This window comes from Jeotgalibacillus campisalis (assembly GCF_000829515.1).
Taxonomy (GTDB): Bacteria; Bacillota; Bacilli; order Bacillales; family Jeotgalibacillaceae; genus Jeotgalibacillus; species Jeotgalibacillus campisalis.
Genome location: NZ_JXRR01000016.1, coordinates 47913 through 63358, shown reverse-complemented (window position 1 = coordinate 63358; position 15446 = coordinate 47913). Strand labels below are relative to the sequence as shown.

General features: G+C 40.0%; 19 protein-coding genes. 8 read left to right on the top strand and 11 right to left on the bottom strand.

Going from position 1 to position 15446, the window contains the following annotated elements:
• Nucleotides 1-280: 280 nt before the first annotated feature.
• Both KR50_RS12285 and KR50_RS12280 read left to right on the top strand, forming a co-directional pair.
• On the top strand, nt 281-841 hold the full coding sequence (locus KR50_RS12285; protein ID WP_041058977.1) for a DUF3267 domain-containing protein: 561 nt from the start codon (nt 281-283) through the stop codon (nt 839-841).
• 147 nt (nt 842-988) lie between these two features.
• The gene (locus tag KR50_RS12280; RefSeq protein WP_041058974.1) at nt 989-1177 is read left to right on the top strand and encodes a hypothetical protein; all 189 of its coding nucleotides are present in this window, start codon (nt 989-991) and stop codon (nt 1175-1177) included.
• A 50-nt stretch (nt 1178-1227) separates the two neighbouring features.
• Here KR50_RS12280 and KR50_RS18305 read toward each other — a convergent pair whose 3' ends face one another.
• Nucleotides 1228-1314, bottom strand: coding sequence for a YjcZ family sporulation protein (locus tag KR50_RS18305; protein ID WP_084215586.1), 87 nt, complete (start codon nt 1312-1314; stop codon nt 1228-1230).
• A gap of 31 nt (nt 1315-1345) precedes the next feature.
• Nucleotides 1346-1429, bottom strand: coding sequence for a YjcZ family sporulation protein (locus tag KR50_RS12275; protein WP_041058971.1), 84 nt, complete (start codon nt 1427-1429; stop codon nt 1346-1348).
• Between the two features lie 227 nt (nt 1430-1656).
• Between KR50_RS12275 and KR50_RS12270 the strand changes: the two genes are divergently transcribed.
• Complete coding sequence (locus tag KR50_RS12270) at nt 1657-2589, top strand: peptidylprolyl isomerase (RefSeq protein ID WP_041058969.1); 933 nt, start codon at nt 1657-1659, stop codon at nt 2587-2589.
• A gap of 94 nt (nt 2590-2683) precedes the next feature.
• Here the strand turns inward: KR50_RS12270 and KR50_RS12265 are convergent, their stop codons facing one another.
• The 4 genes from KR50_RS12265 to KR50_RS12250 all read right to left on the bottom strand — a co-directional run bounded on the left by KR50_RS12265 (nt 2684) and on the right by KR50_RS12250 (nt 6316).
• The gene (locus KR50_RS12265) at nt 2684-2866 is read right to left on the bottom strand and encodes a sporulation YhaL family protein (protein WP_041058966.1); all 183 of its coding nucleotides are present in this window, start codon (nt 2864-2866) and stop codon (nt 2684-2686) included.
• A gap of 90 nt (nt 2867-2956) precedes the next feature.
• Nucleotides 2957-3913 (bottom strand): 3'-5' exoribonuclease YhaM, encoded by a 957-nt coding sequence (gene yhaM / locus KR50_RS12260; RefSeq protein ID WP_041058963.1) that lies wholly within the window; start codon nt 3911-3913, stop codon nt 2957-2959.
• Nucleotides 3914-4158: 245 nt separating this feature from the next.
• Nucleotides 4159-5424 carry an ABC transporter permease gene (locus KR50_RS12255; protein WP_041058960.1) on the bottom strand — a complete coding sequence of 422 codons (1266 nt, stop codon included), beginning with the start codon at nt 5422-5424 and terminating at the stop codon, nt 4159-4161.
• The gene (locus KR50_RS12250; protein WP_041058957.1) at nt 5417-6316 is read right to left on the bottom strand and encodes an ABC transporter ATP-binding protein; all 900 of its coding nucleotides are present in this window, start codon (nt 6314-6316) and stop codon (nt 5417-5419) included. Before KR50_RS12250 ends, KR50_RS12255 begins: the two co-directional genes overlap by 8 nt.
• 142 nt (nt 6317-6458) lie before the next feature.
• Between KR50_RS12250 and KR50_RS12245 the strand changes: the two genes are divergently transcribed.
• Nucleotides 6459-6644 (top strand): YhzD family protein, encoded by a 186-nt coding sequence (locus KR50_RS12245; protein ID WP_041058954.1) that lies wholly within the window; start codon nt 6459-6461, stop codon nt 6642-6644.
• Between the two features lie 75 nt (nt 6645-6719).
• On the opposite strand, the gene KR50_RS12240 is transcribed toward KR50_RS12245, so the two are convergent.
• The 4 genes from KR50_RS12240 to KR50_RS12225 form a co-directional block, all read right to left on the bottom strand.
• On the bottom strand, nt 6720-7514 hold the full coding sequence (locus KR50_RS12240; RefSeq protein ID WP_041058952.1) for an enoyl-CoA hydratase: 795 nt from the start codon (nt 7512-7514) through the stop codon (nt 6720-6722).
• A gap of 96 nt (nt 7515-7610) precedes the next feature.
• Nucleotides 7611-9137 (bottom strand): coproporphyrinogen III oxidase, encoded by a 1527-nt coding sequence (locus tag KR50_RS12235; protein ID WP_041058949.1) that lies wholly within the window; start codon nt 9135-9137, stop codon nt 7611-7613.
• A 260-nt stretch (nt 9138-9397) separates the two neighbouring features.
• Nucleotides 9398-9766, bottom strand: a complete 369-nt coding sequence (locus KR50_RS12230; protein WP_041058947.1) for a YlbF family regulator — start codon at nt 9764-9766, stop codon at nt 9398-9400.
• Nucleotides 9767-9847: 81 nt separating this feature from the next.
• Complete coding sequence (locus KR50_RS12225; RefSeq protein WP_041058999.1) at nt 9848-10984, bottom strand: DUF445 domain-containing protein; 1137 nt, start codon at nt 10982-10984, stop codon at nt 9848-9850.
• A gap of 183 nt (nt 10985-11167) precedes the next feature.
• Here KR50_RS12225 and KR50_RS12220 point away from each other — a divergent pair, with 183 nt between their 5' ends.
• From KR50_RS12220 to KR50_RS12205, 4 genes are all read left to right on the top strand, one after another.
• Nucleotides 11168-11383, top strand: coding sequence for a YheE family protein (locus tag KR50_RS12220; protein WP_041058944.1), 216 nt, complete (start codon nt 11168-11170; stop codon nt 11381-11383).
• 120 nt (nt 11384-11503) lie between these two features.
• Complete coding sequence (locus KR50_RS12215) at nt 11504-11683, top strand: hypothetical protein (protein WP_041058941.1); 180 nt, start codon at nt 11504-11506, stop codon at nt 11681-11683.
• A gap of 105 nt (nt 11684-11788) precedes the next feature.
• Nucleotides 11789-12700, top strand: a complete 912-nt coding sequence (locus tag KR50_RS12210; RefSeq protein WP_041058938.1) for a PucR family transcriptional regulator — start codon at nt 11789-11791, stop codon at nt 12698-12700.
• Nucleotides 12701-12833: 133 nt separating this feature from the next.
• Nucleotides 12834-13931 carry an ABC transporter ATP-binding protein gene (locus KR50_RS12205; RefSeq protein WP_041058935.1) on the top strand — a complete coding sequence of 366 codons (1098 nt, stop codon included), beginning with the start codon at nt 12834-12836 and terminating at the stop codon, nt 13929-13931.
• A gap of 88 nt (nt 13932-14019) precedes the next feature.
• Here the strand turns inward: KR50_RS12205 and fumC are convergent, their stop codons facing one another.
• On the bottom strand, nt 14020-15411 hold the full coding sequence (gene fumC / locus KR50_RS12200) for a class II fumarate hydratase (RefSeq protein ID WP_041058933.1): 1392 nt from the start codon (nt 15409-15411) through the stop codon (nt 14020-14022).
• Nucleotides 15412-15446 lie beyond the last annotated feature (35 nt).

Below are 15446 nucleotides of genomic sequence, written 5' to 3'. Positions count from 1 at the left end.
GCTCGAGGTCATAAGCCACCCTGCCCAATAGGCAAAGGGCGCCTATATGTGCAGTGCGTCTTATGCTTGTCGCCCCTAAACGCCTGCTTTCACTTTTACTTTATCCAGTTCCAGCAGGCAGCTCCTCGGATCGTCTTACGTCTGTCGCCCCTAAACGCCTGCTTGCACTTTTACTTTTGTAAATTTTTTTAAAAGGTATTGATTTTTGTATTCAAGGGGAGTAAAGTAACTCTCAGGTTGTAAAAATTGACGTGTCGTCGAGTTTAGGAGGCGATTTAAGATGCATTGCTGGAAATCAATAAATGTGAAAAAACAGTACGGATTCTATCGGATCTTTATGTTTTCTGCGATCCTTGTTCTGGCTGTTTTTTCTTTCTTATATATTTCATCACAATTGATTAGTGAGACTTCGTTAAAAGATCAATATTTTTTAGTTTTTGTAATTGGGTTATTTATCATTTATCCGTCACATAAATTATTTCATGTGCTGCCCTTGCTCAGCTATCTGAATAACATCATTATTAAGACCCGTTTTCAATTTTACTTTGTGCCGATTATGTCTGTTCGGGTAAAAAAACCTATTCCTAAAACTGCTTTTATTTTGGCACTTGTTTCACCCTTTATCATTATTAATACAGTCTTGTTGACAGGAGCTTTTTCTTTTCCTAGTTATTCACACTATTTCACGATGTTGACGGCTTATCACTGCGGCATTTGTCTTGTGGACTTTTTGTATGCGAAGTGTTTATTGAAGTCGCCTAAAGGGGCTTTTATTGAGGAATATGATGAGGGCTATGAGATTCTGGTTCCGGTAAAAAACATTCAATATACTAATGCATAATTGAAATAAACCCCTCCATGTGATTGCCAAAATAGTGGAATTCATGGGGGGGTTTTCGTCTTTCAGATTGAAAGAATAAGAGCTAAGTCTGTTTTTTTGTCTCTTTTTTTGATATTGTAGTAGGTAGAGAATAGGAGGGGTTTGGCAATGGTCTCCGTAGCAGCGCTATTTATACTGTTTACTATCTTTATTTTGTACGCCATTAACCGCATGACAAATAAGTTATGCGTACAAAAAGAAATACCTGATGAAAAGCAGCCAAAGGTATTTCGTACGATCAATATTTTAATTTTAATTCTGCTTTTATCATCTTATGTAGAAGTGTTATACACATAATGAAGAACGGACCCATAGAGGTCCGTTCTTTTTCATTTAATCCGCTTGTTTTAGAACCAAGCTGAACCAATGATGATCAAAAGAATAAATAGCACGACAACTAATGCGAAACCGCCGTAGTATCCGCCACCTGACATTTTATTTCCTCCTTTTTGGTCTTGCTTTATTTTAGAACCAAGCTGAACCTACAATAATCAGCAAAATAAAGAGCACAACGATTAGAGCGAAGCCTCCACCATAGCCGTATCCCATTTTAACCCCTCCTTCCTTTCTTATTTATGCTATTCACTTCCATGAGAAATGGCATGGGCATTGGAATGGATTCCTGAATAATTGTGAAAAATAAATGATGAAAGGCAGCCTTGCAGTTTTTTTACAAAAACAGAGAAAAATAAGACATACTCCGTGATATGGAAATATGATATAGTATGTTTTGAACGTATTTAGAAAGAGAACAGCTAGTTGGGAGAGAAAATGGTATGAAGAAATGGATTGCAATGGTTTCATTGGCAGCAGGTGTCTCAGGATTGGCTGCATGCAGTGATGAAGAAAATGGAGAAGTTATCGTTTCGACAGCTGCAGGTGATATAACAAAAGAAGAATTTTATCAGGAAATGAAAAACACGGTAGGCGAACAAGCCCTTCAAATGATGGTGCTTGAAAATGTTCTACAGGAGAAGTATCCTGTGTCAGAAGAAGATATTGATGAAGAAATAAATTCGATGAAAGAACAATATGGCGGTGAAGAACAATTCGATGCTGTTGTATCTCAGCAAGGACATACAGAGGAATCTTTCCGTGAAATGCTGATGCTGAATAAGCTTCAGGAAAATGCTTTAATTGCCGATATCGATGTAACAGATGAAGAAGTACAAGAAGCTTACGATCAGATGCAAAAAGAGGTCAGTGCACGCCATATCCTGGTTGAAGATGAAGAAACCGCATTGGAAGTGAAACAGCTTCTTGAAGATGGCGGAGATTTTACTGAGCTGGCTAAAGAGTACTCAACTGAGCCAGCCGCACAGGAAACTGGAGGAGATCTTGGCTTTTTTACTGCCGGTCAAATGGATCCTGCATTTGAAGAAGCGGCTTTCACTTTGGAACCAAACGTGATTAGCGACCCTGTTCAAACAAATTTTGGTTATCACATTATTGAAGTAACCGAAACAAGAGAGGCTGACATTGAAAGCCTGGATGAAATGCGCGACGGGATCGAACGGGACTTAAAGCTGGAAAAGGTGGATCAAACGCAGGTCACTGCCATCATTCAGGAAATTATGCGTGATGCAGACATTGATATCAAAGATGAAGAGTTGTCTTCTGCTTTTGATTCCCTGCTGGCTGAGCCTGAAGAAGCTCCGTCTGAAGAGCCTGTTGAAGAAGGTACTGAGGAAGACACTGACAAAGAATAGATCGTTCTTGTCAAATCAGCTCATCAACATATCCACATCATACGATAGGAAAAGGGAGCCGCATTAAAGCGGCTCCCTTTTCTTTGTATAAGCTCTATTCTTCTTCTCTGTACGCGAGTCTTTTTTGTTTTTCTTCAATCATTCTTTTGATATAAGTTTGTCCATGTTCTTCGATCCATTCTTTTTCAACCTTTTTTTCCACATAAGCTGCTTTTACCGCCATCACTGCACTAACCGCAATTCCGCCAATGATTAAATCGATCCATATTGGAAACATAGCTGCTCCTCCTTAAAAACAATTTTGTATTCAATTGTTTTGTTGGTTATGGACAGCCTATGCAAAAAATCGGTTGAACATTCCTCGAGCTTACGATTCGCTATCATCTTCATACATAAGAGGTTTATAAAACGAGCGGTTTTCGAGTGCAAAGACACGTTCCGTATATTCTCCTGCTTTTGTACGGTTCAATACCCGGTCCATCATATTCATCTTTGCATCCAGATTATCAATATAGTGCAAGATTTCCGCCTCTCTTAACATAGGCGGTTTCGGAGAACCCCACTCTGCTTTACCATGGTGAGAGAGCACCATATGCTGCAGCATTAATACTTCTTCCCCTTTTACGTCTAATTCTTCTGCTGCTTGACCTATTTCATTTATCATTAGCGTTATATGGCCTAAGAGATTGCCTTCTAATGTATAAGTAGCCGATACAGGTCCTGATAGTTCTTCCACTTTCCCCATGTCATGCAGGATGATCCCTGCGTACAGTAGATCTTTATTTAAAGATGGATAGAGCGAAGTTACAGATTTTGCAATATGCAGCATAGACAGCACATGATAAGCAAGGCCGGAAACGAACTCATGATGATTTTTTGTAGCTGCCGGAAACTCCATAAATTCCTTTTGATGCTTTTTAACAAGATGTCTTGTCAGCCGCTGGATTGTAGGATTTTTCATTTCAAATATATACTGGGTCAGCTCATCCATCATGGTTTCTTTTGATACGGGTGCAGTTTCCAAAAATTCTCCAATTGAAACACCGTCAGCTTGAGATGCAGGACGAATTTGTCTTAATCTCAGCTGGTTTTTTCCTCTATAGTTATGAATTTCTCCGGTTACTTTTACAATTGTTTGAGCAGCATATTTTTTTTCATCCCCTTCGCCTGCATCCCAAAGCTTTGCTTCAATATCGCCGCTGCGATCTTGAAATATCAGGGTTAAAAAGGGCTTGCCGGCAGTCGTTACACTTTTTGTTGATTGCTTGATTAACAAATACTGATCTACCGGATCTCCAGCTTTTAAATACGTTATTCCATTCATGTCTTACACTCTCCTTCATTCTGGGCAGACCAAGTCTGTTTCGGTTGCTGCTTTGTGTTTTCTGATACAGGGCATAGTCGCCTGACAGACGTCCGCTCTTCACTTAAAGGTTTAAAGCAATTTCTATTAAGCAGAATTTCATTCATTTTTCTACGCTACCCCTATTGTAAATGATTCTTCTTATCCCATCAAAGAAAAGAATAGGACCTAAGGGATTTCCGTCTACTATCTGCTTGTTTACCAGCCTATCTTTCTTTTTTAGATAGGATCAGCGCTTTTTTCAAATCTTTAAAAGAAGAGCTGTTGCCGTACATTAAAACGCCTCCCCGGTATACCTTTGCTCCAAACCATCCAATCACAAAAATTGTGAGGAGTGTCAGACCGATTGCGAGCATTGGTTCCCACAGCGGCAGATTGAGCATTCCCACGCGGGTAAACATCACCAGCGGACTAAAAAAGGGAATGTAGGAAGTAATCGTAATCATAGAGGCTTCTGGATTCGCCAAACCGAAGAAAGACAGCATGGCTCCCGCTACGATTAGAAGATTAACTGGCATCAGCATCTGCTGAAGGTCTTCTGTCCTGCTGACAAGTGAACCAAGTAACGCTGCGAGTGCTGCATATAAAAAGTAGCCCAGCAGGAAAAAGATAATGCCATACACAATCGTCCCTAAACTGTTTCCAGAAAAATCAAAAAGCGTATAGATGCCTCCTTCAAATGAGTCGCTGCTTAACTGGATGGAAACAAATCCGACTGCCGCCCATAAAGCCAGCTGGGTTAATCCAAGAAGACCTACACCTAAAATTTTCGCGAAAATCTGCTGAATCGGCGGAACACTCGATACGAGAATTTCCATAACGCGCGAAGATTTTTCAGTCGCTACCTCGGTTGCAATCATCATTGAATAAATAAGTACAGACATATAAATGACAAAAATGAGAATATATACGAGCCCTCTTGCTTCATCCAGCTCTTCAGCAGACTTGGCACCATCGGTAAAAGAGCGATGGTTAAACGAAACAGGCATATTTAAAGTAGCCAGTTCGTCTGCGCTTAAATTAAGTTCTGATGCAGCAAAATTCGATTGAATCGTCTGCATGGCCACTTGTAGATCAGAAGAATAACGGTCTGAAGTCAGTGAATCAGAAAAATAGTCAGCCATGATTTTCCCGCTGTCCTGAATTGTCACAGATAAAAGGGCATCGTATTCTCCCTGCTCCACCTGACTCTCAAGCTCTGAAATTGATTCTTCACTTCTAGTAATGGCTATCTGGTCATTCACGAAAACGATTTGCTGTTCCAGAGCTGCTGCAACAGTCCCGCTGTCATCTTGGACAACAACTTCCCATGTTTCTTCAGAGCCGTCTTTGGAATCAAACAAACCGGCAATGCTTTGAAAGTTGGTTCCAACTACAATAGCAAGAGCAAATAAAATGGTCGTAATCAAAAAAGACTTTGATTTTACCTTCTGCATATACGTTTTTGATAAAATGAGTCCAAATCTATTCAAAAGAAGCACCTGCCTTCTCTATAAAAATATCGTTCAATGAAGGTTCTTCCAACGAAAATCGTCTGATAAATCCTTTGCCTTGAATATCACTAAGAATTGACTGTGAAATCTCTTCATTTTCAATTTGAAGCGTGATTCCTTCTATTCGTTCCTTTATTTTCACAACGCCTTGAAAAGAAGATAAATAACGCAGGTCCATATCAGAATCAATGAGCAGATTTTTCTTGCCGAACGATCGCTTTATTTCTGTTAATTTCCCATGTAAAACAGGGGATCCTTTATGAATAATACAAAGGCTTTCACATAATTCCTCTACATGCTCCATGCGGTGACTTGAAAAGATAATCGTCGCACCCTGTCGCTGAATATCCCGCACAGCCTCTTTCAGCAGCTCCACATTAACAGGGTCAAGTCCGCTGAAGGGCTCATCTAAAATAATTAACTCAGGTTTATGAAGAATAGCTGCAATGAATTGAATTTTTTGCTGATTCCCCTTGGATAGTTCTTCTACTCGCTTATTTTCATATTCAGGAACGTTGAAGCGATTAAGCCAATATACTAGTTCAGTTTCTGCTTTTTTTCTGTCCATTCCCCTTAGCCTGGCCAGATACACGATTTGCTCTTTTACTTTCATTTTGGGATAAAGTCCTCTTTCTTCAGGAAGATAGCCAACCTGAGAACTGTTATGGTATCCAATCGATTTGCCATTCCAGGTAATGGTTCCTGCTGAAGCATCAATTAGACCAAGCATCATCCTGAATGTCGTCGTCTTTCCTGCTCCGTTCGCTCCCAAAAAACCGAACATGGATTGTTCTGGTATGGTGAGTGATAATTGATTAACTGCCGTGTGTGTACCGAATTTTTTCGTTACATGATCAATATGTAAGGTCATTATACTGCCTCCTGTTCTCTCTTTTAGTTTATACGATTCATATTGAAAAAAGGTTCACTAAATTTTCTTTTTGTCTTCAGCTTTACTAAGATATAGTGATTGTGTAAAAATATATGAGAACAAGGAGATTGGAGAGGATAAAATGGATGTTTACAAAATGACAGCATTTGATCACAAGGGGAACTTACTGTTTGAAGATTCATTTCAAGCTGAAAAAGATGAAGAAGCAAAAGAGATTGGCAAACAAAAGTTAGAAGAAGAGGGATTAGCAGAGCGTACCCACCGCTTAGTATCGCCTAGAGGAAAGTTATTGCTGTTCCATACATAACTGTAACTCTGTACAGGCTTACAGCATGAAACAGAAAGCACAAAAAAGCCGGCGAAAAAAATTCGCCGGCTTGTTTTATTCCCCTTTAAATTGCGGTTTTCTTTTTTCTGTAAAAGCTTTAATTCCTTCTTTGTGATCTTCGGTTTGACGCATTCTCCATTGAGACTCACGTTCAAGGTCCAGAATAGCTTTAAGCTCCTTCACTTTCGTTGAACGCAAAATAAATTTACTTTCTTTCATTGCTTTTAAAGGACTTGCAGTTAGTTGTGCAACAAGCTTGCCCACTTCTTCAAGCCCCTTATTTTCTGCTGTGATCTTATCAATTAAGCCAAGTGAATAAGCCTCCTGCCCATTCATCACTTCGCCTTTCCAGATTACCTGCATTGCCTTTTGAGCGCCAAGGCGCTCTTTCAGTAAAAAATGCCCTCCGCCGTCAGGGACCAAACCTATGCCAATAAAATTCATAGCAATTTTACTTCCCTCTTCTGCAATCACATAATCGCATGCTAACGCAAGACTGAAGCCTAAACCGGCAGCTGCTCCATGAATCGCACAGATTGTGATTTTGTCCATTGAATACAAAGTCAATGCCAGCTCTGAAATCATATCCATGAAGCCTTGAAACTGCTCTTCACTATCCATAGTGAGCATTGCTTTGATATCACCGCCTGAAGAAAACCCTCTGCCTTCCCCTTTTAACACGATGACATGAATGGTAGAGTCCCGGTTAAGTTCCTTAAGCGCTAGTAGAAGTTCAGTCATCATTTCTTCTTGAAGTGCATTAAGACTATGTGGACGATTAAGTGAAACCCAGGCAACCGAATTCTCGATTGTAACCTTAATTGAGTGATAATCAGTATTTACAGTCATGCTTCCATCCCCTTTTTAAAATGAATATTCATTCATAATTTCGAGGTTGTCGGCTCATTATCCTGCATTTAAATAAATATATTATTTTCTGTACAATTAAATCTGTCTTGCTTTCTTGTCTTCCTGTGGTTTTTTAGGAAAGATTGACTCAAGATAGTCGATTTTTTTTCTGGTGTAGTCGATGAAACTGTCATTGTAAGACTTAGGATCTTTTGGGTTTGCAAAATGAGTAATCTTTCCCGTTTCCGGATCGATAAACTTGCTTGCCGCTCCGCACCCAAGGCCAATGATGGTTTGAACTTCTTCCATAATAAGAATATTGTACAAACTCTCTTCCCCCGGCTTAGCATAACCGACATTTTCCAGATTCCCCAGGATATTTTTTTGACGGTAAAGATAATACGGAACATAGCCATGATCTTTATTCCATTTTTGAGCTAAATCCATCATTTTTTCTACTTCTGTCCGGTCCGCTACTTTGTATTTCTCACGGTTCAATGTCATTTGAGATGCTCGTTTAAATGATAAAGTATGAACGGTGACGGATTCCGGCATCAGCTTTTCCGTCTCATTTAAAGAATGCTGGAGTTCTGCTGTTCCTTCATTAGGCAGACCAATTATCAGATCCATATTAATATTGTTCATGCCATGTTTTCTCGATAGATGAAATTTATCGATCGTTTCCTGAACTGTGTGATGACGGCCAATCGCTTTTAACGTTTCATCCGTATACGACTGAGGATTTATCGATATGCGGTCAATATTCCACTTTTTCAGGACTTCAAGCTTGTCAGGAAAAATGGTGTCAGGCCTTCCCGCTTCTACCGTCACTTCCCTCACATTTTGAACGTTGGGAAATGACCGGTACATTTCATCGTAAAGGGCATCCATTTCCTCAGCTGTTATGGCTGTTGGTGTGCCCCCGCCAAAATAAATGGTAGTAATCTTAATTCCGCGTTCTTTCAGCCATCGCCCGGTTTCTTGTATTTCATAATGCAGTCCGGCGAGAAACGATGAAACTTTTCCAAGTTTTCCTTGAATCGCAAATGCAGGAAATGTGCAATACGCGCATTTGGTCGGACAAAACGGGATGCCAATGTAAATGCTGACCTCTTCTTGAATTTCATATAGATCAGGAATCATTGTAAGCTGACGATCCACGATTTCTTCCATTAACTTAATTTTTTCATCTGTAATTAAATATTGTTCTTTTAAATAGGTACGCGTTTTATGGGCAGGAGATCCATTCATTCTTTGCTTATGCATAAGCTTAGTCGGTCTGATTCCTGTCAGCACTCCCCATTTTTGAGTCATTCCAGTGTACTGTTGAAGAATGGACAGGAAAACGTGGGAAACAACGTTTTTATTTTGTTTAAAGCTTTCTTTTTCTGTGCTTTTTTCTTCATAAGGAGCTTTTCTGAATGCTGATAATTCCGGATCAACTGTGGCAGCTCTCGCATGAATAAATCCATGGTCGATTTCAACAGTAATCACTATTTCAAATGCATCAGCGCTTTCTTCAGCGCTTATTTCAAGCGTTGAATCTTCAAAAAATAAATCTGCTATAAGCTGTAAATTGCGTTCATAACGCTTATCTTGTATTCCTTTAACAATAATATTCATTTCCCTCACCTTTCTGGCGGAACTCACTTGCTCAAGTGTACAAACCTTTTACCTTAAGGTCAACATTGTCAGAAAGGAAGAAGCGAATTAAGGAGAGCTGCAGATGTTTTAGAAGCAGCACTATACTGTTTTGATTTTGGAAGCAGATGAGGTTCGAGAGCTCCCAGTAAAAACGGGAGCCGCCGGTTAGATGCTGCCTCTGCTCTTACTATACAATCAAAAAAAGCCCGCCTGAAAATCAGGCGGGCTTTTAAAAAGAATTATTGAGTTGGTCCTTCTTTTTCCATAGATCCATATAATTCTTCGAGTGGCTTCATGATTACTTTATTCAATTCCTGAATCATCATGCTCATGCGCTGTTCTGATTCCATAAGCTTTGAAATTACTTCATGCTGCTGGACAAGCTGAGCTGTTTTTTGAGCCTGCTCAATTTCTGCTTCAGAAATTTCTTCACCGCTCATTTGCTTTTGCTGAAGACCCAATTGAATGTCTCTGAAGTTTTCAAAGATCCCTCTCGCTTCTTCATCATTATTGACTGCATCGTACATAGACTGCAGCTCTGTAAATTCTTCGCTTTGACGAATAGCTCGTTCTAGTTCATTTGCATGGTCGTATAGATTAACTGACATCTTTAAAATCCTCCTTTTTTATCACACTTACCCTCTTCCCCGCAGGAAGAATGGTCAAACATGATTTTTAGTATTAATTGCTCAGCCGATTAAAAGGACCAATACCCCCTGGAACAATCCAATAATTCCCCCTAGTAATGCGCCTAAATACGTAATCATTTTAAATTCACGGCGGGAGATGCCGAGCACTAATTCTTCGAGTCGGGAAACCTCAAATGAATCCACCTGCTCTCGCACAATTTCCTGCAGATTCATTTTTGACAGCAGCTGCTCTAATTTTTGTGAAAGAAGATCTCTGGCTATTTCTACCCCTCGAGGAATAAGACGGTTTACTGTGCCTTCCTGCAATGGTGCGACAGCCTGCCCTAACGGACGTTTAAGCCACTCTGCTAAATTGATTCTTTCCTTCACTAACCCTTGGAGTCGAACGAGCAGATCCTGATCGGTAACAATGGAAAAAGCCCGGTCCCACTGCCAATCTTTTACGCTTTCCCACTCTTTGCGCAAAACCTGTTCGAGTATAGCATGAGTTCCTTTATGATTCAAAAACTTTATGATTTCTGGTTGTACTTTATCAGCTAACGAAGAATTGCCCATGACCATCTGAATCATGCTGCCTAATGTGCCTCTTGTTTTGAAGAAATCTTCAATCATGATGTTAATCCGTTCCTTGCCCTCATCTGAATCAAAATAATCTGTACCTTTAGCTAATATATAATTCGAAACTGTTTCAACTTTGTCATCTAAGCGCACCAGCCACCTTTCGGGAAGCGTTTCACGAAGTGTCTGGGTTTTGTATCTTTCTTTTACTTCTTCATATTGTGATTCGATCCACTCATTCATGGATTTCTCTACATATGGAGCAGGTGATTCTATATCAAACTTGCCCAGCCAGGTTTCCACCGATTCTTCAGATTCAAAAATACGGTCGCTCTCTTTTTGGAGCCAGCCTGTTAAAGCTTTTTCCTGCTTTGTATTTAAGAAGCGATCCTTTAAGCTTTGGGCAGTCAATAGATGATTGACGACCATAAGGCCGAGCTGCCTTGCGAGTTCTTCTCTTCTTTTAGGTATGAGACCAGGTGTAAAAGGAATCTGCCACTTCCCTATAAACAGGGCCTTATACGGTCTAAACAGCATTTTGATTGCAAGAGAATTTGTAAATCCTCCAATCGCTGCCCCTACAACCATCATAATCATTAATAAAACAAAAGTATTCATTAAATCTTCACCCTTCATTGACTTCATCTTTTCAAATTTCAGTATAGCAGAAAGGCTGTAAAAAGCATGCACAAAACCTCTCTTATTCCTGTTTTTTCAAGGTCGGTCAGGTATGAGTCTATTACCAGCAGTTCATTGGTCATGCTATACTTAACCTAAGCATATTAAATGGAGGTTTTACATATGATCCAGCACTTTCATTACAAGCCGATGTTTGAAAATACTCAGCTTCCGGGATGGACTTTCACATTTTTATATCAAGGTCAGCAGATTAACGGTATATATCATAAAACGGGTGACATCGAATGGACCAATCAATGTGTTTTTCACAATAATAATGAAGAAAATAAGATAAAAAAACAGCTGCATGAACTGATGCTGTATCATGTGTATGATTAACAGCAGGATTCATTCGCCAAAAATGATGGATGAATGGATATTTGTGGTAATTTTATCTATTGCGATATCAGAGTATAGCTTATCCCGCGCTTACATATAGTAAGTTCAGGGGGTGCTTTAATGAAAAATTCATCATTCTTGCCGGACTCAACTTATGAAGGCAGAGATAAAGTCTGTATGGATATTGACCGTTTTATTAATGAAGGAATGAGCGGCGGCACCGTTCACCGATACCATCATCTTCCTAACATTGAAGAAGCGCGAGATCTGAAACAGGAAACACCGCCTAACGGGTCATAGCCCGATGCAAAGCGGCTGCTCATGCAGTCGCTTTGCTGTTTCTTCCCCTTTTATTTCTTTTCAATCTTCTATACAATATAGGCATTACCAATAAGGATGATGTCTATGTCGATTATTCAAAAACTGTTAAAAACCATTCCTTCCTCTCGTCAAATGAGTGATGTAATGAAGGAAGATTATAGCCATTTTAAGTGGTTTCAGGACAGGGCAACCAATGAAATGATCGCTTTTCCTGAAAATGGACTTTCCGCAAGTGAATATGAACTGATTCAGATAATGCTTGATCCTGCTGAGCCGCCTGAAAGTCAGAATATACATGTGTGGAACCAATATTTGTTTGGAAATCTCTCTATCTGCCCCCTTCCCGCAGATTCGATTTTTAGAATCGTTCTATTCTCTTTTGATGGCATTCCTGATTTTAATGCTGAAGAACATCCATTGGAATTTGTGTTTTCTGATGAAGCAACAATTGTAAAAAGGGACGAAATGAACGGTTATGTAGTCGAGCTGCAGACGGCAAATACACTCTCAATCGAGGAACTGACATCAGCCGCTCAAGCCTTAGAAAACGATCTTGGGGTAACGGTGCGGTTTTTTGCAGGTTCGTTCCATCTTGTTCAGGAAGATCTTAAAGAAGCATTATTGTTGGAGATTGACTGGTATACGCAATCAAAACAGTTCCTTAAACGTCAAAAGGTTGCATCAGCGCAATCAATATTACCGCTGATCGTACTCAATCGTTTCAGTGAGTTTGAATGGCAGTCGCAATTTGATCTTATATATAAACTATTTGATGCAGACCCAGAGCTAGCCTCTGTTATACGAACCCTGGCTGAAAATCTGTCAAACGTAAGCAGTACTGCTAAGCGGCTTTATTTGCATCGCAACAGCTTGCAATACCGGCTCGACAAGTTTTCAGAAGGAACCGGTCTTGATTTAAAATCATTTCATGGCATCTTCACTGCCTATTTAGCTTCCGTTAAATGGGAATCGATGAAATCAATGAAAACAATGTAAACTAAGCCAGCATGCCTTCCGTCAACATGACGAAAGAAATGCTGGTTTTTTGTGCACTATTACCATTGGAAAGGCTTACATTATGCTATACAATAAACCTAGATTTAACCACTACATATTGGAGGAATTTCACATGGCAGAACTAAAACTTGATAATATTTATAAAGTATACGATAAAGATGTAACAGCTGTATCAGATTTTAATCTTCATATTAAAGACAAAGAATTTATTGTCTTTGTCGGACCATCAGGCTGTGGTAAGTCAACTACACTGAGAATGATCGCCGGACTTGAAGAGATCTCTAAAGGTGATTTCTATATTGGTGAAGAACGTGTAAACGATAAAGCACCTAAAGACCGCGACATTGCAATGGTTTTCCAAAACTACGCATTATACCCTCATATGAGCGTTTATGATAATATGGCGTTTGGTCTGAAGCTGCGTAAATTTGATAAAGCAGAAATCGAAAAACGCGTTACAAATGCAGCTAAGATTCTTGGTCTTGAAGCATTGTTAGATCGTAAGCCAAAAGCCCTTTCAGGCGGACAGCGTCAGCGTGTTGCACTGGGACGGGCAATTGTACGGGATGCAAAAGTATTTCTGATGGATGAGCCTTTGTCGAATCTGGATGCAAAACTCCGAGTTCAAATGCGTGCAGAAATTGCTAAGCTTCACCAACGTCTTCAAACTACAACCATTTATGTTACACATGATCAGACAGAAGCCATGACAATGGCCACGCGTATTGTTGTAATGAAAGATGGCTTCATCCAGCAAGTAGGATCACCTAAGGAAGTTTACGATAATCCGGAGAATGTGTTTGTTGGAGGATTTATCGGTTCTCCTGCCATGAACTTTTTCAGTGGTAAATTAACAGATCAAGGATTTGAAGTAAAAGGACAAACGCTTTCTATTCCTGAAGGAAAAATGAAAAAGCTGCGTTCACAAAACTATGTAGGAAAAGACATCATTCTAGGTGTACGCCCGGAAGACATTCACGATGAGCCTGTGTTTATTGAAACGGCTTCAGGTGCTACCTTTATGGCTGACATCGAGGTATCTGAGCTGACTGGTGCAGAACTGATGCTTTATTCTAAAGTCGCGGACCAGGACTTTGTAGCGCGCGTGGATGCAAGAACTGATATCAAAGCCGGTCAAAAAATTGAGCTTGCTTTTGATATGAATAAATGTCATTTCTTCGATGCGGAATCAGAAAGCCGCATCCGATAATCTGGTGGTTACCCCCTTTAACCATAAAAAACAAGACTAACTCTCATGAGTTAGTCTTGTTTCAATTTAACGGTATGTTTATAAACCATTATACTCGATCGAGATTCACCATATCAATTGGCTGAATCCACTCATCATATTGCTCTTCTGTTAGATAGCCCGTTTCGATTGCTGCTTCTTTTAAGGTTAATTCCTTTTCAAACGCAAGCTTTGCAATTTTGGCGGCTTTTTCGTAGCCAATATGTGGATTAAGCGCCGTAACAAGCATTAAGGAGCGATCCACGTGCCCTGCGATTACATCATAATTCGGTTCAATTCCAATCGCGCATTTATCGTTAAATGTTTTCATTCCATCTCCAAGGAGGCGGACCGATTGAAGAAAATTATAAATAATAACAGGCTTGTAAACATTTAATTCAAAGTTACCCTGACTTGCCGCAAATCCTATCGCAGCGTCATTGCCCATTACCTGCGCTGTGACCATCGTTAGAGCCTCGCTTTGAGTGGGATTCACTTTTCCAGGCATAATGGAACTGCCTGGTTCATTGGCAGGAATCGTAATTTCTCCAATTCCGCTTCTTGGTCCGCTTGCAAGCCACCTGATATCATTGGCAATCTTCATTAAATCAGCAGCTAAAGCCTTCAATGCACCGTGAACATGGACCATATCATCATGACTGGTTAACGCATGAAATTTATTATCTGATGAATAAAATGGGAAACCTGTCTGAAGGACGAGTTGCTTAGCTACACGATCTCCAAATTCGGGATGTGCGTTAATTCCCGTACCAACAGCGGTGCCGCCTATAGCCAGACTTAATATATGCTTGCTTGATTCCTGTATCATATATCGTGTTTTTTGAAGCATTGCACGCCAGCCGCTAATTTCCTGTCCCAAAGTCAGGGGGGTGGCATCTTGCAGATGGGTTCGGCCGATTTTAATAATTTCTTTAAATGATTCTTCTTTATCCAGAAATGTTTCGGTTAATTCCTTTAAACTCGGCATTAAATTTTTGCACAAAGCCTTGTACGCAGCGATGTGCATCGCTGTTGGAAACGTATCATTAGAACTTTGAGACATATTTACATCATCATTGGGATGTACGGTTTCGTCCGTTGACTCTTCCTGTAAAAAAACATTCGCACGGTAAGCCACCACTTCATTTACATTCATATTTGATTGAGTTCCGCTGCCGGTCTGCCAAACAACTAACGGAAAATGCTCATCGAGTTTTCCATCAATGATTTCATTACAGGCACGGCAGATCGCATCTCTTTTAGTAAGAGAGAGCTTTCCAAGATCATAATTAGCCATTGCTGCAGCTTTCTTCAGCTCTGCAAATGCATATGTAATTTCTAAGGGCATTTGTTCAATACCAATCGGAAAATTCTCCTTGCTTCGCTGCGTTTGAGCACCCCAATACTTACTTGCAGGAACTTGAATTTCTCCTAAAGTATCTCTTTCTGTACGAAAATCCATGATTACTTCTCCTCCTTACAAACGTTTTCATTTCT